Source organism: Paraplanobispora siamensis (genome assembly GCF_016863175.1).
GTDB classification, from domain to species: Bacteria; Actinomycetota; Actinomycetes; order Streptosporangiales; family Streptosporangiaceae; genus Planobispora; species Planobispora siamensis.
Window position 1 is genome coordinate 1 of record NZ_BOOJ01000001.1, and the last position, 18,828, is coordinate 18,828.

The 18,828-nt window shown below is 66.8% G+C and carries 26 protein-coding genes; all 26 read left to right on the forward strand.

The features are described from left to right. Positions 1 to 33: 33 nt before the first annotated feature. The 26 genes from Psi01_RS00005 (at position 34) to rplO (ending at position 18,828) form a co-directional block, all read left to right on the forward strand. A complete protein-coding gene (locus Psi01_RS00005) occupies positions 34 to 3,918 on the forward strand; it encodes a DNA-directed RNA polymerase subunit beta' (RefSeq protein WP_204061809.1) in 3,885 nt (1,294 codons plus the stop codon). Positions 3,919 to 4,488: 570 nt separating this feature from the next. Then, on the forward strand, positions 4,489 to 4,860 hold the full coding sequence (rpsL, locus tag Psi01_RS00010; protein WP_012887826.1) for a 30S ribosomal protein S12: 372 nt from the start codon (positions 4,489 to 4,491) through the stop codon (positions 4,858 to 4,860). A gap of 3 nt (positions 4,861 to 4,863) precedes the next feature. Continuing rightward, on the forward strand, positions 4,864 to 5,334 hold the full coding sequence (gene rpsG, locus Psi01_RS00015; protein WP_189235076.1) for a 30S ribosomal protein S7: 471 nt from the start codon (positions 4,864 to 4,866) through the stop codon (positions 5,332 to 5,334). 87 nt (positions 5,335 to 5,421) lie between these two features. Continuing rightward, positions 5,422 to 7,470, forward strand: coding sequence for an elongation factor G (fusA, locus tag Psi01_RS00020; RefSeq protein WP_239126856.1), 2,049 nt, complete (start codon positions 5,422 to 5,424; stop codon positions 7,468 to 7,470). Positions 7,471 to 7,562: 92 nt separating this feature from the next. Continuing rightward, complete coding sequence (gene tuf / locus Psi01_RS00025) at positions 7,563 to 8,756, forward strand: elongation factor Tu (RefSeq protein WP_204061811.1); 1,194 nt, start codon at positions 7,563 to 7,565, stop codon at positions 8,754 to 8,756. 339 nt (positions 8,757 to 9,095) lie between these two features. After that, a complete protein-coding gene (rpsJ, locus tag Psi01_RS00030; RefSeq protein ID WP_012887830.1) occupies positions 9,096 to 9,404 on the forward strand; it encodes a 30S ribosomal protein S10 in 309 nt (102 codons plus the stop codon). Between the two features lie 14 nt (positions 9,405 to 9,418). Beyond that, positions 9,419 to 10,072: a 50S ribosomal protein L3 gene (rplC, locus tag Psi01_RS00035; RefSeq protein ID WP_203877427.1), complete on the forward strand. Its 654-nt coding sequence runs from the start codon at positions 9,419 to 9,421 to the stop codon at positions 10,070 to 10,072. Beyond that, on the forward strand, positions 10,069 to 10,716 hold the full coding sequence (rplD, locus tag Psi01_RS00040) for a 50S ribosomal protein L4 (RefSeq protein WP_204061812.1): 648 nt from the start codon (positions 10,069 to 10,071) through the stop codon (positions 10,714 to 10,716). The genes rplC and rplD overlap by 4 nt, the downstream gene beginning before the upstream one ends. After that, the gene (rplW, locus tag Psi01_RS00045; protein ID WP_203890540.1) at positions 10,716 to 11,015 is read left to right on the forward strand and encodes a 50S ribosomal protein L23; all 300 of its coding nucleotides are present in this window, start codon (positions 10,716 to 10,718) and stop codon (positions 11,013 to 11,015) included. The genes rplD and rplW overlap by 1 nt, the downstream gene beginning before the upstream one ends. A 92-nt stretch (positions 11,016 to 11,107) precedes the next feature. Beyond that, a complete protein-coding gene (gene rplB / locus Psi01_RS00050) occupies positions 11,108 to 11,944 on the forward strand; it encodes a 50S ribosomal protein L2 (protein ID WP_204061813.1) in 837 nt (278 codons plus the stop codon). An 11-nt stretch (positions 11,945 to 11,955) separates the two neighbouring features. Next, positions 11,956 to 12,234, forward strand: coding sequence for a 30S ribosomal protein S19 (gene rpsS, locus Psi01_RS00055; RefSeq protein ID WP_068896536.1), 279 nt, complete (start codon positions 11,956 to 11,958; stop codon positions 12,232 to 12,234). Positions 12,235 to 12,272: 38 nt separating this feature from the next. Next, positions 12,273 to 12,626, forward strand: a complete 354-nt coding sequence (rplV, locus tag Psi01_RS00060; protein ID WP_068921169.1) for a 50S ribosomal protein L22 — start codon at positions 12,273 to 12,275, stop codon at positions 12,624 to 12,626. After that, a complete protein-coding gene (gene rpsC, locus Psi01_RS00065) occupies positions 12,626 to 13,468 on the forward strand; it encodes a 30S ribosomal protein S3 (protein WP_204061814.1) in 843 nt (280 codons plus the stop codon). Before rplV ends, rpsC begins: the two co-directional genes overlap by 1 nt. 2 nt (positions 13,469 to 13,470) lie before the next feature. Continuing rightward, positions 13,471 to 13,890, forward strand: a complete 420-nt coding sequence (gene rplP, locus Psi01_RS00070; protein ID WP_067130055.1) for a 50S ribosomal protein L16 — start codon at positions 13,471 to 13,473, stop codon at positions 13,888 to 13,890. Continuing rightward, positions 13,890 to 14,126, forward strand: coding sequence for a 50S ribosomal protein L29 (gene rpmC / locus Psi01_RS00075; protein WP_012887839.1), 237 nt, complete (start codon positions 13,890 to 13,892; stop codon positions 14,124 to 14,126). Before rplP ends, rpmC begins: the two co-directional genes overlap by 1 nt. Continuing rightward, a complete protein-coding gene (gene rpsQ / locus Psi01_RS00080; protein ID WP_203877432.1) occupies positions 14,119 to 14,400 on the forward strand; it encodes a 30S ribosomal protein S17 in 282 nt (93 codons plus the stop codon). The genes rpmC and rpsQ overlap by 8 nt, the downstream gene beginning before the upstream one ends. Positions 14,401 to 14,598: 198 nt before the next feature. After that, positions 14,599 to 14,967, forward strand: coding sequence for a 50S ribosomal protein L14 (gene rplN / locus Psi01_RS00085; RefSeq protein WP_068896541.1), 369 nt, complete (start codon positions 14,599 to 14,601; stop codon positions 14,965 to 14,967). A gap of 9 nt (positions 14,968 to 14,976) precedes the next feature. Next, on the forward strand, positions 14,977 to 15,273 hold the full coding sequence (rplX, locus tag Psi01_RS00090) for a 50S ribosomal protein L24 (RefSeq protein ID WP_204061826.1): 297 nt from the start codon (positions 14,977 to 14,979) through the stop codon (positions 15,271 to 15,273). Further along, positions 15,273 to 15,842 carry a 50S ribosomal protein L5 gene (rplE, locus tag Psi01_RS00095; protein WP_203877433.1) on the forward strand — a complete coding sequence of 190 codons (570 nt, stop codon included), beginning with the start codon at positions 15,273 to 15,275 and terminating at the stop codon, positions 15,840 to 15,842. Before rplX ends, rplE begins: the two co-directional genes overlap by 1 nt. A 2-nt stretch (positions 15,843 to 15,844) precedes the next feature. Further along, entirely contained in the window at positions 15,845 to 16,030 is a 186-nt protein-coding gene (locus tag Psi01_RS00100; protein WP_068896544.1) for a type Z 30S ribosomal protein S14, read from the forward strand. Between the two features lie 142 nt (positions 16,031 to 16,172). After that, a complete protein-coding gene (rpsH, locus tag Psi01_RS00105) occupies positions 16,173 to 16,571 on the forward strand; it encodes a 30S ribosomal protein S8 (protein ID WP_068921174.1) in 399 nt (132 codons plus the stop codon). Between the two features lie 17 nt (positions 16,572 to 16,588). Further along, a complete protein-coding gene (rplF, locus tag Psi01_RS00110; RefSeq protein WP_204061815.1) occupies positions 16,589 to 17,131 on the forward strand; it encodes a 50S ribosomal protein L6 in 543 nt (180 codons plus the stop codon). A gap of 2 nt (positions 17,132 to 17,133) precedes the next feature. Further along, positions 17,134 to 17,517, forward strand: coding sequence for a 50S ribosomal protein L18 (rplR, locus tag Psi01_RS00115; protein WP_204061816.1), 384 nt, complete (start codon positions 17,134 to 17,136; stop codon positions 17,515 to 17,517). 34 nt (positions 17,518 to 17,551) lie between these two features. After that, entirely contained in the window at positions 17,552 to 18,184 is a 633-nt protein-coding gene (rpsE, locus tag Psi01_RS00120; protein WP_203877436.1) for a 30S ribosomal protein S5, read from the forward strand. Between the two features lie 3 nt (positions 18,185 to 18,187). Beyond that, complete coding sequence (gene rpmD / locus Psi01_RS00125; protein WP_068896549.1) at positions 18,188 to 18,370, forward strand: 50S ribosomal protein L30; 183 nt, start codon at positions 18,188 to 18,190, stop codon at positions 18,368 to 18,370. A gap of 2 nt (positions 18,371 to 18,372) precedes the next feature. After that, positions 18,373 to 18,828, forward strand: coding sequence for a 50S ribosomal protein L15 (rplO, locus tag Psi01_RS00130; protein ID WP_204061817.1), 456 nt, complete (start codon positions 18,373 to 18,375; stop codon positions 18,826 to 18,828).

Genomic DNA, 18,828 nt, shown 5'->3' on the forward strand with positions numbered 1-18,828 from the left:
GGTCTGATCTAGAAGCTGAGGAGGGGAAAACACATGCTGGACGTCAACTTCTTCGACGAGCTTCGGATCGGCCTGGCGACGGCTGACGACATCCGCCAGTGGTCGCACGGTGAGGTCAAGAAGCCCGAGACGATCAACTACCGGACCCTCAAGCCCGAGAAGGACGGACTCTTCTGCGAGAAGATCTTCGGCCCGACCCGGGACTGGGAGTGCTACTGCGGCAAGTACAAGCGCGTGCGCTTCAAGGGCATCATCTGTGAGCGCTGTGGCGTCGAGGTGACCCGGGCCAAGGTGCGTCGTGAGCGGATGGGCCACATCGAGCTGGCCGCGCCCGTCACGCACATCTGGTACTTCAAGGGTGTCCCGTCGCGTCTGGGCTACCTGCTCGACCTGGCCCCGAAGGACCTGGAGAAGGTCATCTACTTCGCGGCCTACATGATCACGCACGTCGACAAGGACCTGCGTGAGCGCGACCTGCCGTCGCTGGAGGCGAAGATCTCCGTCGAGCGGCAGCACATCGAGCAGCGCCGTGACGCCGACGTCGAGGCCCGCCAGAAGAAGCTGGAGGCCGACCTGGCGGAGCTCGAGGCCGCCGGCGCCAAGGGCGACCAGCGCCGCAAGGTCCGCGAGGGCGCCGAGCGCGAGATGCGCCAGCTCCGTGACCGGGCCCAGCGCGAGCTGGACCGGCTGGAGGAGGTCTGGAGCCGCTTCAAGAACCTCAAGGTCCAGGACCTCGAGGGCGACGAGCTGCTCTACCGCGAGATGCGCGACCGCTTCGGCCGCTACTTCCGCGGCGGCATGGGCGCCCAGGCCATCCAGGAGCGCCTGTCCAGCTTCGACCTCGACGCCGAGGCCGAGAACCTCCGCGAGACGATCCGCAGCGGCAAGGGCCAGAAGAAGGCCCGCGCCCTCAAGCGTCTCAAGGTCGTCTCCGCGTTCCTGAACACGCGCAACTCGCCCAACGGCATGGTCCTGGACTGCATCCCGGTCATCCCGCCGGACCTGCGCCCGATGGTGCAGCTCGACGGTGGCCGGTTCGCGACCTCGGACCTGAACGACCTGTACCGCCGGGTCATCAACCGCAACAACCGCCTCAAGCGTCTGCTCGACCTCGGCGCCCCCGAGATCATCGTGAACAACGAGAAGCGGATGCTCCAGGAGGCCGTCGACGCGCTGTTCGACAACGGCCGTCGCGGCCGCCCGGTCACCGGTCCCGGCAACCGCCCGCTGAAGTCCCTCAGCGACATGCTGAAGGGTAAGCAGGGTCGTTTCCGTCAGAACCTGCTGGGCAAGCGAGTCGACTACTCCGGCCGTTCGGTCATCGTCGTCGGCCCGCAGCTGAAGCTGCACCAGTGCGGTCTGCCCAAGCAGATGGCGCTGGAGCTGTTCAAGCCGTTCGTGATGAAGCGCCTGGTCGACCTGAACCACGCGCAGAACATCAAGTCGGCCAAGCGCATGGTGGAGCGCGCCCGCCCGGTGGTGTGGGACGTCCTCGAAGAGGTCATCACCGAGCACCCGGTGCTGCTCAACCGCGCGCCGACCCTGCACCGCCTGGGCATCCAGGCCTTCGAGCCGCAGCTGGTCGAGGGCAAGGCCATCCAGATCCACCCGCTCGTCTGCACCGCGTTCAACGCGGACTTCGACGGTGACCAGATGGCCGTGCACCTGCCGCTGTCGGCCGAGGCGCAGGCCGAGGCCCGCATCCTGATGCTGTCCACCAACAACATCCTGAAGCCGGCCGACGGCAAGCCGGTGACCATGCCCACCCAGGACATGATCATCGGTCTGTACTCCCTGACCACGATCAAGGACGACGGCGAGGGCGTCGGCGCGGGCCGGGTCTTCGGCTCGGTGTCCGAGGCGCTCATGGCCTTCGACCGGCGCGAGCTGGACATCCAGGCCAAGATCCAGATCAGGATGAAGGGCGACGTCCCGCCGCCGCGCGACTGGGTGGCGCCCGAGGGCTGGGAGCCGGGCGACTCCTACCGCCTGGAGACCACGCTGGGCCGGTGCCTGTTCAACCAGACGCTGCCGGCGAACTACCCCTACGTGAACTCGCAGGTCGGCAAGAAGCAGCTCTCGGTCATCGTGAACGAGCTGGCGGAGAAGTACCCCAAGGTCGAGGTCGCGACCGCGCTGGACGCGCTCAAGGACGCCGGCTTCTACTGGGCCACCCGCGCCGGTGTCACGATCTCGATCGAGGACGTCGTCGCGCCGCCGAACAAGGCCGAGATCATGGAGTCGTACGAGCGCCGGGCCGACAAGGTCCAGCGTGAGTACGAGCGCGGTCTCATCACGGACGAGGAGCGCCGTCAGGAGCTCATCGAGATCTGGACGCACGCGACCAGTGACGTGACCGAGGACATGCAGAAGGCGTTCCCGAAGACCAACCCGGTCTGGATGATGGTCCAGTCGGGCGCCCGAGGAAACCTGATGCAGGTCCGTCAGATCTCCGGCATCCGCGGTCTGGTGTCCAACACCAAGGGTGAGACGATCCCGCGTCCGATCAAGGCCTCGTTCCGCGAGGGCCTGTCGGTGCTGGAGTACTTCATCTCCACCCACGGACAGCGGAAGGGTCTGGCCGACACCGCGCTGCGGACCGCCGACTCGGGTTACCTGACCCGTCGTCTGGTGGACGTCGCGCAGGACGTCATCGTCCGCGAGATCGACTGCGGCACCGACCGCGCGGTCCCGCTGAACGTCGGCGAGCGCGACTCGGCGGGCAACCTCGTCAAGGCCGAGAACGCCGAGAGCAACGTGCACGGCCGGATCCTGGCCGAGGACGTCGTGGTCGACGGCAAGGTCATCGCGAGCGCGGGCGTCGACATCAACGACACCCACGTGACCGCGCTGGTCGAGGCCGGCGTGGAGACCGTCAGGACCCGCAGCGCCCTGGTCTGCGAGGCCAAGATCGGTGTCTGCGCCACCTGCTACGGCCGCTCCCTGGCGACCGGCAAGCTGGTGGACGTCGGTGAGGCCGTCGGCATCATCGCCGCCCAGTCGATCGGTGAGCCGGGCACCCAGCTGACCATGCGGACCTTCCACACCGGTGGTGTGGCGGGTGCGGACATCACCCACGGTCTGCCCCGTGTCCAGGAGCTGTTCGAGGCGCGCATCCCCAAGGGTGTCGCCCCGATCAGCGAGGCCGAGGGCCGGGTCCGCATCGACGAGACCGACAAGACCCGCAAGATCGTCATCGTTCCGGACGACGGCTCCGACGAGATCGCCTACCCGGTGTCGATGCGCTCGCGCCTGCTGGTCTCCGAGGGTCAGCACGTGAAGGTCGGCCAGCAGCTGATCGCCGGTGCGGTCAACCCCAACGAGGTGCTGCGCATCCTCGGCCCCCGGGCCGTGCAGCTGCACCTGGTGGCCGAGGTCCAGCAGGTCTACCGCTCGCAGGGTGTGTCGATCCACGACAAGCACATCGAGATCATCGTGCGCCAGATGCTCAAGCGCGTGAACGTGCTGGAGTCCGGTGACACCGACATGCTTCCCGGTGAGCTGGTCGAGCGGCCGCGCTTCGAGCGGATGAACCGCGAGTGCGTGGCCGAGCAGGGCACGCCGGCCTCCGGCCGCCCGGTGCTCATGGGCATCACCAAGGCCTCGCTGGCGACCGAGTCCTGGCTGTCGGCGGCGTCCTTCCAGGAGACGACCCGGGTGCTCACCGACGCGGCGATCCACGCCAAGTCGGACTCGCTGCTCGGCCTCAAGGAGAACGTCATCATCGGAAAGCTCATCCCGGCCGGTACCGGCATGCCGCAGTACCGCAACATCCGGGTCGAGCCGACCGAGGAGGCCAAGGCGGCGATGTACACCGTCGGCGGCTACGACGGCTCCGCGGCCGACTACACCTTCGGCTCGGGCTCCGGTGAGGCCGTGCCGCTGGAGGAGTACGACTTCGGCCAGTACAACCGCTAGCCGGCGTCCCTGAGGGGACGGCGGGTCCACGCCACGGCGAGGACGCTCCGTCCCCTTTTGGCCTGATCTGTACGGCGCTCGGATCCCTGAGGATCCGGGCGCCGTTTCCGTTGCAGGGCTTGACCGGGTCTTTGCCGCGCGGGCCGTACGTTATGACGTTATGGAGGAATGGCCGAAGGGCTCTGCCGGAGCGGGTAAGCTTGGCAAGGGCCCACGGCGGCCGATCGTCAGATCGTCCGCGGGAGCCGTGACACGATGCGGACGTCCGACGACGCCCTGCAACGCAGCCGTTTTGACGTGTTGCGTCGGCTGGCGTAGTCTCTTCCTTCGTGCCCATGGCTTCATGGGCTCTCATGCGTGCGTGTCGGCAGGTTTCCCGCCGGGGAGTCGACGAAGGCGCCGCGTGGCCTCCACCACTGGAACGGCCTGGATCGGGAAGTGGCGCATCATGAGCGCGACACGCCCGACCGCGTGGGTCGGAGTGGACGGAAAAACAGCAGGTCATGACACCGGCAGTACCTGCGAAAAGCACAACCTTCCGAAGTACCGGCAAGCACGAACGGAGACGCGGTGCCTACGATTCAGCAGCTGGTCCGCAAGGGCCGCCAGGACAAGGTCACAAAGACCAAGACCCCGGCGCTCAAGGCCAGCCCCCAGCGACGCGGCACCTGCATGCGCGTTTACACCACGACCCCCAAGAAGCCGAACTCCGCCCTCCGCAAGGTGGCGCGTGTCCGGCTCACCAACGGCATCGAGGTCACGGCCTACATCCCGGGTGTCGGTCACAACCTCCAGGAGCACAGCATCGTGCTCGTCCGCGGTGGTCGTGTGAAGGACCTGCCGGGTGTTCGCTACAAGATCATCCGTGGCTCGCTCGACACCCAGGGTGTCCGCAACCGCAAGCAGGCCCGTAGCCGTTACGGCGCGAAGAAGGAGAAGTAAGACATGCCTCGCAAGGGTTCTCCTGGCCGTCGCCAGCTCATGGCCGACCCGGTCCACAACTCGCCGCTGGTCACCGCGCTCATCAACAAGGTGCTCCTGGACGGCAAGCGCTCCATCGCGCAGTCGATCGTCTACGGCGCCCTGGAGGGGTGCAGGGAGAAGACCGGCAACGACCCGGTCGTCACCCTCAAGCGCGCGCTGGACAACGTCAAGCCCACCCTTGAGGTCCGCAGCCGCCGCGTCGGTGGCGCGACCTACCAGGTCCCGGTCGAGGTGCGCGCCGCGCGCAGCACCACCCTGGCCCTGCGCTGGCTGGTGCAGTACTCCCGCGCCCGCCGCGAGAAGACCATGACCGAGCGCCTCATGAACGAGCTGCTCGACGCCAGCAATGGCCTCGGCGCCTCGGTCAAGAAGCGCGAGGACACCCACAAGATGGCCGAGTCCAACAAGGCCTTCGCCCACTACCGCTGGTAACAGCGGGTTCGACGAGACGACGAGGACGCGAGAGAAGTGGCCACCACGACCGCTCTTGACCTGGCCAAGGTCCGAAACATCGGGATCATGGCCCACATCGACGCGGGCAAGACCACGACGACCGAGCGCATCCTGTTCTACACCGGCATCACCTACAAGATCGGTGAGGTCCACGAGGGCGCAGCCACGATGGACTGGATGGAGCAGGAGCAGGAGCGTGGTATCACCATCACCTCCGCCGCTACCACCTGCGAGTGGCTCGGCCACACGATCAACATCATCGACACGCCGGGCCACGTGGACTTCACCATCGAGGTGGAGCGCTCGCTGCGCGTCCTCGACGGTGCCGTCGCCGTGTTCGACGGTGTCGCGGGTGTCGAGCCGCAGTCCGAGACGGTCTGGCGTCAGGCCGACCGTTACGGCGTGCCCCGCATCTGCTTCGTCAACAAGATGGACCGGGTCGGCGCGGAGTTCCACCGCTGCGTCGACATGATGGTCAGCCGTCTGAACGCCACGCCCGCCGTCATCCAGCTTCCCTGGGGCGTCGAGGCCGGCTTCAAGGGCGTCATCGACCTGGTCAAGATGAAGGGCCTGCTCTGGAGCGCCGAGGCGGCCAAGGGCGAGATGTACGAGACCGTGGACATCCCGGCGGACCACGCCGAGGCTGCCCGCGAGTGGCGTGACAAGCTCGTCGAGACCGTCGCCGAGAACGACGACGAGCTGATGGAGCTCTTCCTCGAGGGCGTCGAGCCCACCGAGGAGCAGCTGGTCGCGGCCATCCGCCGCGCGACGCTGGCCAGTGCCATCAACCCGGTCCTGACCGGCACCGCGTTCAAGAACAAGGGCGTGCAGCCCCTGCTCGACGCGATCGTCGCCTACCTCCCCGCGCCGACCGACATCCCGGCCTTCAAGGGCCACGCGGTCGGCAACGAGGAGGAGATCGTCGAGCGTCACGCGGACGTGAAGGAGCCCTTCTCCGCGCTGGCCTTCAAGATCATGAGCGACCCGCACCTGGGCCGTCTCACCTACATCCGCATCTACTCGGGCACGCTCGAGTCCGGTTCCGGAGTCATCAACTCCGTGAAGGGCAAGAAGGAGCGGATCGGCAAGATCTACCAGATGCACGCGAACAAGCGCGAGGAGCGCCCGTCCGCGCACGCTGGTCAGATCGTCGCCGTCATGGGTCTGAAGGACACCACCACCGGTGACACCCTGTGCGACCCGGCCCACCCGGTCGTCCTGGAGTCGATGACGTTCCCGGCCCCGGTCATCAACGTCGCGATCGAGCCCAAGACCAAGGGCGACCAGGAGAAGCTCAGCACCGCCATCCAGCGTCTGGCCGAGGAGGACCCGTCCTTCCAGGTCCGCCGCGACGAGGAGACCGGTCAGACGGTCATCTGGGGTATGGGCGAGCTCCACCTGGAGATCCTGGTCGACCGTATGCGCCGCGAGTTCAAGGTCGAGGCCAACGTCGGCCGGCCGCAGGTGGCCTACCGCGAGACCATCCGCCGCAAGGTGGAGAAGGTCGACTACACCCACAAGAAGCAGACCGGTGGTTCCGGCCAGTTCGCCAAGGTCATCATCGACATTGAGCCGCTGGGCGAGGGCAACGACGGGTACGAGTTCGAGAACAAGGTCTCCGGTGGCCGCATCCCGCGGGAGTACATCCCGTCGGTCGACGCGGGTGCCCAGGAGGCCGCCGAGTTCGGTGTTCTCGCCGGTTACCCCATGGTCGGGGTGAAGGTCACCCTGCAGGACGGTGCCTACCACGAGGTGGACTCGTCCGAAATGGCCTTCAAGATCGCCGGATCGATGGCCTTCAAGGAGGCCGCGCGCAAGGCGGACGCCGTCATCCTGGAGCCGGTGATGGCCGTCGAGGTCACCACCCCCGAGGACTACATGGGTGACGTCATCGGTGACCTCAACGGTCGTCGCGGTCAGATCCGGGCGATGGACGAGCGCGCCGGCGCCCGTGTCGTCCAGGCGCTCGTGCCCCTCTCTGAGATGTTCGGCTACGTGGGTGACCTGCGTAGCAAGACGCAGGGACGCGCGAGCTTCAGCATGCAGTTCGACTCCTACGCGGAAGTGCCCCAGCACATCGCCAAGGAGATCGTCGCGAAGGTCCGGGGCGAGTAACTTCGTCACCCGCCGGCCCCGCACGGGGCCGGCTTCCCGGACCCGAGTGATAACGACGCAAGTCAAGTCAGAATCTCTAAGGAGACAGACCAGTGGCCAAGGCCAAGTTCGAGCGGACCAAGCCGCACGTAAACATCGGCACCATTGGGCACATCGACCACGGCAAGACCACTCTGACCGCGGCGATCACCAAGGTGCTCCACGAGCGTTACCCTGAGCTCAACGAGGCGACCCCGTTCGACAAGATCGACAAGGCGCCCGAGGAGAAGGCTCGTGGTATCACGATCTCCATCGCGCACGTCGAGTACCAGACCGAGAAGCGCCACTACGCCCACGTGGACTGCCCCGGTCACGCCGACTACGTGAAGAACATGATCACCGGTGCGGCTCAGATGGACGGCGCGATCCTCGTGGTCGCCGCCACCGACGGCCCGATGCCGCAGACGAAGGAGCACGTCCTCCTGGCCCGCCAGGTCGGCGTCCCCTACATCGTCGTGGCCCTCAACAAGGCCGACATGGTGGACGACGAGGAGATCCTGGAGCTCGTCGAGCTCGAGGTCCGCGAGCTGCTCTCGGCTCAGGAGTTCCCCGGCGACGACCTGCCGGTCGTGCGCGTCTCCGCTCTGAAGGCCCTCGAGGGCGACCAGAAGTGGGGCGACAGCATCATCGAGCTGATGAACGCCGTCGACGAGAACGTGCCCGAGCCCACCCGTGACGTCGACAAGCCGTTCCTGATGCCGATCGAGGACGTCTTCTCGATCACCGGTCGCGGCACCGTCGTCACCGGCCGTATCGAGCGCGGTGTCGTCAAGGTCAACGAGACCGTCGACATCATCGGCATCAAGTCGGAGAAGACCACCACCACGGTCACCGGCGTCGAGATGTTCCGCAAGCTGCTCGACGAGGGCCAGGCCGGTGACAACGTCGGTCTGCTCCTGCGCGGCATCAAGCGTGAGGACGTCGAGCGCGGCCAGTGCATCATCAAGCCGGGCACGACCACCCCGCACACCGAGTTCGAGGCCCAGGTCTACATCCTGGCCAAGGACGAGGGCGGCCGCCACACGCCGTTCTTCAACAACTACCGTCCGCAGTTCTACTTCCGTACGACTGACGTGACCGGTGTCGTGAACCTGCCCGAGGGCACCGAGATGGTCATGCCCGGTGACAACACCGAGATGACCGTCCAGCTCATCCAGCCGATCGCGATGGAGGAAGGCCTCAAGTTCGCGATCCGTGAGGGTGGCCGGACCGTCGGCGCCGGTAACGTCACCAAGATTCTCAAGTAGTTCGATCGCGGAGTGGCGGTCGGCCCTCATCGAAGGGCCGGCCGCCGCACCACGAGGGAGCCCGTACGGGTCCCGTGCACGACCCACGAACCGGGATCCCGCAGTTGGTTCGGCCGCGAAAGTGACCGAAGTAACTGCCGGATCACGGAAGAAAGCGCAGACCGCAAGCGTCTGCTACGTGGGACCGGAAGGGAGACGCCCCGGCGGACCCCGACCGGACGACAGGTCGGGGAGGCCCGGTCGGCCGTACGGCGGCCCGGCAGGCGGACCCGACCACATACAGCGGCCACAGGCCGCACGTAACTTTTTCAGACGACAGCGAAGGACACCGAGGCCATTATGGCGGGACAGAAGATCCGCATCCGGCTCAAGGCCTATGACCACGAGGTCATCGACAGCTCGGCCAAGAAGATCGTCGAGACGGTGACGCGGACTGGCGCTAAGGTCGCGGGCCCGGTTCCGCTGCCGACCGAGAAGAACGTGTACTGCGTCATCCGCTCGCCGCACAAGTACAAGGACAGCCGCGAGCACTTCGAGATGCGCACGCACAAGCGGCTGATTGACATCATCGACCCGACGCCGAAGACGGTCGACTCGCTCATGCGACTCGACCTCCCCGCCGGCGTCGACATCTCGATCAAGCTCTGAGGGAACGCACAGACATGGCTAAGCAGATCAAGGGCGTCCTGGGCAAGAAGCTCGGCATGACCCAGGTCTTCGACGCAGACAACCGGATGGTCCCGGTGACCGTCGTCGAAGCTGGTCCGTGCGTCGTGACCCGCGTCCGCACCCCCGAAAAGGACGGCTACTCCGCCGTGCAGCTCGGCTTCGGGCAGATCGACCCCCGTAAGGTCAACAAGCCGCTCGGTGACTACCTGCGCAAGCACGAGATCACCCCGCGCCGTTACTTCACGGAGATCCGCACCGACGACGCGAGCGAGTACACCCTCGGCCAGGAGATCCTGGTCGACACCTTCGAGGCCGGTCAGTTCGTCGACGTGACGGGCAAGAGCAAGGGCAAGGGCTTCGCCGGTGTCATGAAGCGTCATGGCTTCGGCGGTCTGGGCGCCTCGCACGGTACCCAGCGCAAGCACCGCTCGCCGGGTTCCATCGGCGGCTGCGCCACTCCCGGTCGCGTCTTCAAGGGCCTGCGCATGGCCGGTCGGATGGGCAACGTCCGCACCACCGTCCAGAGCCTGAAGGTCCACGCCGTGGACGTCGAGAAGAACCTCATCCTCATCAAGGGTGCGGTTCCCGGCGCCAACGGCAGCCTGGTCCTCATCCGCACCGCTGCCAAGAAGGGGGCTGCCAAGTGAGCACCATTGACGTCCTCGACGCCAGCGGCGCCAAGGCCGGCTCGGTCGACCTGCCCGAAGACGTCTTCGGCGCCAAGGTCAACATCCCGCTGATCCACCAGGTGGTCGTGGCCCAGCTCGCCGCTCGCCGGCAGGGCACCCACAAGGCCAAGACCCGTGGCGAGGTCAGCGGTGGCGGCAAGAAGCCGTACCGCCAGAAGGGCACCGGCCGCGCCCGTCAGGGTTCGACCCGCGCTCCGCAGTTCACCGGCGGTGGCACCGTCCACGGCCCGCTCCCGCGTGACTACTCGCAGCGGACGCCCAAGAAGATGAAGGCCGCCGCGCTGCGCGGCGCCCTGTCCGACCGGGCGAACGGCGGCCGCGTCCACGTGATCAGCTCCCTGGTCACCGGCGACACGCCCAAGACCAAGGCGGCCCTCGAGGCGCTGCGCAAGGTCACGCAGGCTCGCAGCGTCCTGGTCGTCGTCGACGAGGGCGACGAGGTCACCTGGCTGAGCCTGCGCAACGCTCCGGAGGTCCACCTGCTGGACGCCGGGCAGCTGAACACCTATGACGTGCTCTGCTACGACGACGTCGTCTTCACGCAGGAGGCGTACGACCAGGTCGTCGCGCGTCTGAGCAAGAGCGGGAAGGAAGACGCCTGATGGAGAAGATCGCCGACCCGCGCGACATCATCATCAAGCCGGTTGTCTCCGAGAAGAGCTACGGCCTGATCGACGAGCACAACAAGTACACGTTCCTGGTGCGGAAGACGGCCAACAAGACGCAGGTCAAGATCGCCATCGAGCAGATCTTCGGCGTCAAGGTGGCCAGCGTCAACACCATCAACCGCCAGGGCAAGCGCAAGCGGACCCGGTTCGGCTACGGCCAGCGCCCCAACACCAAGCGCGCGATCGTGAGCCTGGCCGAGGGTGACCGGATCGACATCTTCGGTCAGGGCTGAACCCCGCTCGCCAGTAAGTAACGAGTCGGAGCCCCTCGCCGGGAGGCGAGGGGCATTCGGCCGGAATAACCGACGAAGGATGAACGAAAAAGATGGGCATCCGTAAGTACAAGCCGACGACCCCGGGTCGCCGCGGCTCGAGTGTCTCGGACTTCTCCGAGATCACCCGCAGCACGCCCGAGAAGTCGCTGCTTGCTCCCCTTCACAGCAAGGGCGGCCGCAACGTCCACGGCCGGGTCACCACCCGGCACCAGGGCGGCGGTCACAAGCGCGCCTACCGGATCATCGACTTCCGGCGCCACGACAAGGACGGGATCCCGGCCAAGGTCGCTCACATCGAGTACGACCCCAACCGCACCTCCCGCATCGCGCTGCTGCACTACGCCGACGGGGAGAAGCGCTACATCCTCTGCCCGACCGGCCTCAAGCAGGGCGACACGATCGAGAACGGCCCCGCGGCCGACATCAAGCCGGGCAACTGCCTCCCGCTGCGCAACATCCCGACCGGTACCTTCATCCACGCGGTGGAGCTCCGTCCGGGCGGCGGCGCCAAGCTGGGCCGGTCCGCCGGCGCGCAGATCCAGCTGCTCGCCAAGGAGGGCCAGTACGCCACGCTGCGTATGCCGTCCGGCGAAATGCGCCAGGTCGACGTCCGCTGCCGGGCCTCCATCGGCCAGGTCGGCAACGCCGAGCAGGCCAACATCAACTGGGGTAAGGCCGGCCGTATGCGGTGGAAGGGCAAGCGCCCCACCGTCCGCGGTGTCGCGATGAACCCGGTCGACCACCCGCACGGTGGTGGTGAGGGTAAGACCTCCGGCGGTCGCCACCCGGTCAACCCCAAGGGCAAGCCCGAGGGCCGGACCCGTGCGGCGAACAAGGCCAGTGACCGCCTGATCATCCGTCGTCGGACCAAGCGGAAGAAGCGGTAGGAGCAGCCGAAATGCCACGTAGTCTTAAGAAGGGCCCCTTCGTGGACGACCACCTTCAGAAGAAGGTGGACGCCCAGAACGAGAAGGGCACCAAGAACGTCATCAAGACGTGGTCGCGGCGTTCCATGATCGTGCCCGACATGATCGGTCACACGATCGCCGTTCACGACGGCCGCAAGCACGTCCCGGTGTTCGTCACCGAGGCGATGATCGGTCACAAGCTCGGCGAGTTCGCCCCCACGCGGACGTTCCGCAGCCACGTCAAGGAAGACCGCCGCAGCCGGCGGTAAGCGCCTTAAACGAAGCAGAAGGTTAAGAGGAGTAAGCGATGGAAGCCAGGGCTCAGGTGCGGTTCGCGCGCCACACGCCCATGAAGGCCCGCCGTGTGGTGGACCTCATTCGCGGGCTGCCCGCTTCGGAGGCGCAGGCCGTGCTGCAGTTCGCTCCCCAGGCGGCGAGCGAGACCGTGTACAAGGTGCTGTCCAGCGCCATTGCCAACGCGGAGCACAACTTCAACCTCGACCGCGACACGCTCTTCGTGAGCCGTGCGTGGGTCGACGAGGGCCCGACGCTGAAGCGGTTCCGTCCGCGCGCCCAGGGTCGTGCCTATCGGATCAACAAGCGGACGAGCCACATCACCGTGATCGTGGAGTCCCGCGAGCCGAAGGGGAGGACCCGCTAGTGGGTCAGAAGGTTAACCCGCACGGGTTCCGCCTCGGCGTCACGACCGACTTCAAGAGCCGGTGGTATGCCGACAAGCTCTACAAGTCGTACGTCGCCGAGGACGTGGCGATCCGCCGCATGCTGAAGAAGGGCATGGAGCGGGCCGGCATTTCCAAGGTCGAGATCGAGCGGACCACCGACCGGGTTCAGGTCGACATCCACACCGCCCGTCCGGGCATCGTCATCGGCCGCCGCGGCGCCGAGGCCGACCGGATCCGCGGTGACCTCGAGAAGCTGACCAAGAAGCAGGTCCAGCTGAACATCCTCGAGGTCAAGAACCCTGAGATCGACGCGCAGCTCGTCGCCCAGGGCGTGGCCGAGCAGCTGTCCAGCCGTGTCTCGTTCCGCCGTGCCATGCGCAAGGCGATGCAGTCGGCGATGAAGAGCGGCGCCAAGGGCATCCGGGTGCAGTGCTCCGGTCGTCTGGGCGGCGCCGAGATGTCCCGCTCGGAGTTCTACCGCGAGGGCCGCGTGCCCCTGCACACGCTCCGCGCGGACATCGACTACGGCCTCTACGAGGCCCGCACCACCTTCGGCCGCATCGGCGTGAAGGTGTGGATCTACAAGGGTGAGGCTCCGACCAGCCGCGCCGAGCGCGAGGCGGCCGCCGCCGGCGCCCGCGCCGGCCAGCGTCAGCGCGACGAGCGTCGTGGCGCCGACCGTCCCCGCCGTGGTGGCGGCGCCGGTGGCGACCGTCCCCGTCGCGGTGGCCGTGGCGACCGCGCCCCCAGGACCGAGGCGACCTCGCAGGCCGCCCCCGAGACCGGCCCGGCTGCGCAGCCGGGTGCTGAAGGGAGCTGACCATGCTGATCCCGCGCAGGGTCAAGCACCGCAAGCAGCACCGGCCCGACCGCAGCGGCGCCGCCAAGGGCGGCACCCGCGTCGTGTTCGGCGAGTTCGGCATTCAGGCGCTTGAGCACTCCTACGTGACCAACCGCCAGATCGAGTCGGCTCGTATCGCCATGACCCGGCACATCCGCCGTGGCGGCAAGGTGTGGATCAACATCTACCCGGACCGTCCGCTGACGAAGAAGCCGGCCGAGACCCGCATGGGTTCCGGTAAGGGTTCGCCGGAGTGGTGGATCGCCAACGTCAAGCCCGGCCGCGTCATGTTCGAGCTGTCCGGTGTCGCCGAGCCCGTGGCCCGCGAGGCCATGCGCCGTGCGATGCACAAGCTCCCGATGAAGTGCCGGTTCGTTAAGCGTGAAGTGGGTGAGGCGTGATGGCTAAGGGCCTGACCGCCGGTGAGCTGCGGGTGGAGGACCAGGACACCCTGGTCCAGAAGCTGAAGGAAGCCAAGGAGGAGCTGTTCAACCTCCGCTTCCAGGCCGCGACCGGCCAGTTGGAGAGCCACGGGCGGCTGCGCGCCGTCCGCCGCGAGATCGCCCGTATCTACACCGTGATGCGCGAGCGGGAGCTCGGCATCGTGACGGTTGAGAAGGAGTCGATCGATGGCTGAGGCAACGGAGAGCACGACCGTGGCGCGGAACTACCGCAAGACCCGTGAGGGCCTGGTCGTCAGCGACAAGATGGACAAGACTGTCGTCGTCGCTGTCGAGGACCGCGTCAAGCACCCCCTGTACGGCAAGGTCATCCGCCGGACGACCAAGTACAAGGCGCACGACGAGGCCAACAGCTGCGGCGTCGGCGACCGCGTCCTGCTGATGGAGACCCGGCCCCTGTCGGCGAGCAAGCGCTGGCGGGTCGTCGAGATCCTCGAGAAGGCGAAGTAACGAACGCGCCTCGTGGGGGGTGGCCGAGAGCCCACCCCCCATGACGGTGTCCAAGGGTGTGAGGGTCCCCGCAGGGGCCCCTCGCACCGCCTGCGATGGCGGTCCGGGCGACCGGGCTGTCACCGGAGGAAAAAGACCACAGTAGGTTCCGCAAGGCTCACCCGAGGGTGAGAACCGGCGAGACAAACAGGAGAACACGTGATCCAGCAGGAGTCGCGACTCAAGGTCGCCGACAACACGGGGGCGAAGGAAGTCCTTTGCATCCGTGTGCTCGGCGGCTCGGGTCGGCGCTACGCGGGTATCGGCGACATCATCGTCGCCACGGTGAAGGACGCCATTCCCGGCGGCACCGTCAAGAAGGGTGACGTCGTCAAGGCTGTCGTCGTGCGCACCGTCAAGGAGCGTCGCCGGCCCGACGGCTCCTACATCCGCTTCGACGAGAACGCGGCGGTCATCATCAAGGACAGCGGTGACCCCCGTGGCACGCGTATCTTCGGTCCCGTCGGCCGCGAGCTGCGTGACAAGAAGTTCATGCGCATCATCTCGCTCGCGCCGGAGGTGTTGTAAATGCCGAAGCTGCATGTGAAGAAGGGTGACCTGGTCCAGGTCATCGCCGGCAAGGACAAGGGTGCCAAGGGCCGTGTGATCGCCGCCTACCCGCGCGAGGACCGCGTGGTGGTCGAGGGCGTCAACATGATCAAGAAGCACTCCAAGGAGACCCACCAGGGTCCGCGCGGCGCCAAGACCGGCGGCGTGCAGACCATGGAGGCCCCCATCCACGTGAGCAACGTCAAGAAGCTCAAGGATGACGAGAAGCCCGCCGAGAAGAAGGCCGACAAGAAGGCCGACGCCAAGACGGGTGAGGACAACTGATGACTGCGACTTCCGAAGAGCGTACGCTCCCGCGCCTCAAGCAGCGTTACCGCGAAGAGATCGCCGCGAAGCTGCAGGAGGAGTTCGGCTTCGAGAACGTCATGCTGATCCCCACGATCACCAAGATCAAGGTGAACATGGGTGTCGGCGAGGCGGCTCGCGACTCCAAGCTGATCGAGGGCGCCGTCCGTGACCTCACGGCCATCACCGGCCAGAAGCCGGCCGTCGTCCGGGCCCGCAAGTCCATCGCGCAGTTCAAGCTGCGCGAGGGCATGCCGATCGGCGCGCACGTCACGCTGCGGGGCGACCGCATGTGGGAGTTCCTGGACCGTCTGCTGTCCCTGGCGCTTCCCCGTATCCGCGACTTCCGCGGTCTGTCGCCGAAGCAGTTCGACGGCAACGGCAACTACACCTTCGGTCTGACCGAGCAGGTCATGTTCCACGAGATCGACCAGGACAAGGTCGACCGCCAGCGTGGCATGGACATCACGGTCGTGACCACCGCCAAGACCGACGACCAGGGCCGGGCGCTGCTCAAGCACCTCGGCTTCCCCTTCAAGGAGGCCTGATCATGGCGAAGACGTCGCTCAAGGTCAAGGCTGCTCGCAAGGCCAAGTTCGAGGTCCGGGCCTACACCCGGTGCTCGCGCTGTGGCCGTCCCCGCGCGGTTTTCCGGAAGTTCGGCCTGTGCCGCATCTGCTTCCGCGAGATGGCGCACCGGGGCGAGCTGCCCGGCATCACCAAGTCGAGCTGGTAGTCTCCGCGCGGATCCGGTGAACGCGCCGGATCCGCGTGAGGCCAGCCGTACAGAAGTCATATTCACACCGGGCGCTGTCCGAAGCGCCCATGACCACACCGTAGGTCCCTTGCGGAAACCGCGGTGAGGAAGGCCACCGGCCATGACGATGACCGACCCGATCGCAGACATGCTGACGCGTCTGCGAAACGCGAACTCGGCTTACCACGACACCGTGGCGATGCCGTACTCGAAGATCAAGGCGCACATCGCCGAGATCCTCCAGCAGGAGGGTTACATCCAGGCCTGGAGCGTCGAGGACGCCAAGGTCGGCAAGAACCTCGTGGTGGAGCTCAAGTTCGGGCCGAGCCGTGAGCGGTCGCTCTCTGGCCTGCGCCGGGTTTCCAAGCCCGGTCTGCGGGTCTATGCGAAGAAGGACAACCTGCCCCGAGTCCTGGGCGGACTGGGCGTCGCGATCATCTCGACGTCCGCCGGCCTCATGACCGACAAGCAGGCCGGCAAGCGTGGAGTGGGCGGGGAAGTCCTCGCCTACGTCTGGTAAGAGGGGAGTAGAACAGCATGTCGCGAATCGGACGGCTGCCCATCCCCGTGCCGGGCGGTGTCGATGTCACCATCGACGGCCGGAATGTCACGGTCAAGGGCCCGAAGGGCACGCTTTCTCACACGGTCGCTGAGCCGATCGAGGTCGCCAAGGGCGAGGACGGTGTCGTCACCGTCACCCGTCCCAGCGACGAGAACAAGGTCCGTGCGCTGCACGGGCTGTCCCGCACCCTGATCGCCAACATGGTGACGGGTGTGACCCAGGGCTACACCAAGACCCTGGAGATCGTAGGTGTCGGTTACCGCGTGCAGGCCAAGGGCCCGACTCAGCTCGAGTTCGCCCTGGGCTTCAGCCACCCGGTGATCGTCGACGCCCCCGAGGGTGTCACCTTCCGCGTCGAGAAGCCGACCCTGTTCCACGTGGACGGCATCGACAAGCAGAAGGTCGGCGAGATCGCCGCGAACATCCGCAAGCTGCGCAAGCCCGACCCGTACAAGGGCAAGGGCGTGCGCTACCAGGGCGAAGTTATCCGCCGCAAGGTCGGAAAGGCTGGTAAGTAGGCATGGCTGGCAAGACTGCGTTCGGCAAGCACACGGCCGCCCGCGCCGTCTCGCGGGCCCGTCGCCACACCCGCGTCCGCAAGAAGGTGGTCGGCACGACCGAGCGTCCGCGCATGGTCGTCAACCGCTCCACGCGGCATCTCTTCGTCCAGATCGTCGACGACACCCAGGGTCACACGCTGGTCAGCGCCTCCACCATGGAGAGCGCTCTGCGTACGGCCGACGGCGTCAAGACCGACAAGGCGAAGCAGGTCGGCGAGCTTCTCGCTCAGCGGGCCAAGGCTGCCGGGATCACCGCTGTCGTCTTCGACCGCGGTGGCAACCGCTACGCGGGTCGCATCGCGGCCCTGGCGGACAGCGCCCGCGAAGGTGGGCTGGAATTCTGATGGCCCGTCTTATGAATGAGAAGAGGAACCACTGATGGCTGGAGCTCCGCGTCGCGGTGGCGCCGCCGGTGGCGAGCGGCGTGACGGTCGGCGTGACGACCGCCGCGGCGGCAGCGCTGACAAGGGCGTCTCGTACATCGAGCGCGTCGTAAAGATCAACCGAGTGGCCAAGGTCGTGAAGGGTGGTCGTCGCTTCAGCTTCACCGCCCTGGTTATCGTCGGCGACGGTAACGGCATGGTCGGTGTCGGTTACGGCAAGGCCAAGGAAGTCCCCGCGGCCATCGCCAAGGGCGTCGAAGAGGCCAAGAAGCACTTCTTCAAGGTGCCCCGCATCCAGGGCACCATCCCGCACATCGTGCAGGGTGAGGAGGCCGCCGGCGTCGTCTTCCTGCGCCCGGCCTCGCCCGGTACCGGTGTCATCGCCGGTGGCCCGGTGCGCGCCGTCCTGGAGTGCGCCGGCATCCACGACGTCCTGTCCAAGTCGCTCGGCTCGGACAACCCGATCAACATCGTGCACGCCACGGTGGCCGCTCTGAAGGGCCTCAGCCGCCCCGAGGAGATCGCCGCCCGCCGCGGCCTGCCGATCGAGGACGTCGCCCCCAAGGCGATGCTCAAGGCTCGCGCCGAGGGTCTCGCCGAGGCCGCGGCGGCGAAGGCGGTGAGCTAGTCGATGGCGCGTCTGAAGATCACCCAGGTCCGCTCGAAGATCGGTGGCAAGCAGAACCAGCGTGACTCGCTGCGCTCGCTCGGTCTGAAGCGAATCGGTGACGTCGTCGTCAAGGAGGACCGCCCGGAGATCCGCGGCATGGTCTCCGTGGTGACGCACCTCGTCACCGTGGAAGAGGTCGACTAGACATGGCAGAGAACACTCCGCTCCGCATCCACCACCTGCGGCCGGCCCCCGGCGCCAACAAGTCGAAGGTCCGCAAGGGCCGCGGCGAGGCGTCCAAGGGCAAGACCGCCGGTCGTGGCACCAAGGGCACGACGTCCCGGACCACCGTCCCCCTCGGCTTCGAGGGTGGCCAGGTTCCGCTCCAGCGTCGCCTGCCCAAGTACAAGGGCTTCAGCAACGCCCTGTTCAAGACGACCTACCAGGTCGTCAACCTGGACAAGCTCGGCGAGCTGTTCCCCGAGGGTGGCGACGTCACCGTCGAGACGCTGGTCGCCAAGGGCGCGGTCCGCAAGAACCAGCTCGTAAAAGTCCTCGGAACCGGTGACATCTCCGTGGCGTTGAACGTGCAGGCGCACGCTTTCTCCGCCAGTGCCAAGGAGAAGATCACCGCTGCCGGTGGTTCTGTCTCCGAGCTGTAG

Bases quoted from the DNA above. Each gene is read 5' to 3' on its own strand.
- rplV (WP_068921169.1), top strand. From the start codon at position 12,273: ATGGAAGCCAGGGCTCAGGTGCGGTTCGCGCGCCACACGCCCATGAAG.
- rpsH (WP_068921174.1), top strand. From the start codon at position 16,173: ATGACGATGACCGACCCGATCGCAGACATGCTGACGCGTCTGCGAAAC.
- rplO (WP_204061817.1), top strand. From the start codon at position 18,373: ATGGCAGAGAACACTCCGCTCCGCATCCACCACCTGCGGCCGGCCCCC.
- rpmD (WP_068896549.1), top strand. From the start codon at position 18,188: ATGGCGCGTCTGAAGATCACCCAGGTCCGCTCGAAGATCGGTGGCAAG.
- rplW (WP_203890540.1), top strand. From the start codon at position 10,716: ATGGAGAAGATCGCCGACCCGCGCGACATCATCATCAAGCCGGTTGTC.
- fusA (WP_239126856.1), top strand. From the start codon at position 5,422: ATGGCCCACATCGACGCGGGCAAGACCACGACGACCGAGCGCATCCTG.
- rplB (WP_204061813.1), top strand. From the start codon at position 11,108: ATGGGCATCCGTAAGTACAAGCCGACGACCCCGGGTCGCCGCGGCTCG.
- rpsE (WP_203877436.1), top strand. From the start codon at position 17,552: ATGGCTGGAGCTCCGCGTCGCGGTGGCGCCGCCGGTGGCGAGCGGCGT.
- rplF (WP_204061815.1), top strand. From the start codon at position 16,589: ATGTCGCGAATCGGACGGCTGCCCATCCCCGTGCCGGGCGGTGTCGAT.
- rpsG (WP_189235076.1), top strand. From the start codon at position 4,864: ATGCCTCGCAAGGGTTCTCCTGGCCGTCGCCAGCTCATGGCCGACCCG.
- rpsQ (WP_203877432.1), top strand. From the start codon at position 14,119: ATGGCTGAGGCAACGGAGAGCACGACCGTGGCGCGGAACTACCGCAAG.
- Psi01_RS00005 (WP_204061809.1), top strand. From the start codon at position 34: ATGCTGGACGTCAACTTCTTCGACGAGCTTCGGATCGGCCTGGCGACG.
- rpmC (WP_012887839.1), top strand. From the start codon at position 13,890: ATGGCTAAGGGCCTGACCGCCGGTGAGCTGCGGGTGGAGGACCAGGAC.
- rplR (WP_204061816.1), top strand. From the start codon at position 17,134: ATGGCTGGCAAGACTGCGTTCGGCAAGCACACGGCCGCCCGCGCCGTC.
- Psi01_RS00100 (WP_068896544.1), top strand. From the start codon at position 15,845: ATGGCGAAGACGTCGCTCAAGGTCAAGGCTGCTCGCAAGGCCAAGTTC.
- rpsJ (WP_012887830.1), top strand. From the start codon at position 9,096: ATGGCGGGACAGAAGATCCGCATCCGGCTCAAGGCCTATGACCACGAG.
- rpsS (WP_068896536.1), top strand. From the start codon at position 11,956: ATGCCACGTAGTCTTAAGAAGGGCCCCTTCGTGGACGACCACCTTCAG.
- rplC (WP_203877427.1), top strand. From the start codon at position 9,419: ATGGCTAAGCAGATCAAGGGCGTCCTGGGCAAGAAGCTCGGCATGACC.
- rplE (WP_203877433.1), top strand. From the start codon at position 15,273: ATGACTGCGACTTCCGAAGAGCGTACGCTCCCGCGCCTCAAGCAGCGT.
- rplP (WP_067130055.1), top strand. From the start codon at position 13,471: ATGCTGATCCCGCGCAGGGTCAAGCACCGCAAGCAGCACCGGCCCGAC.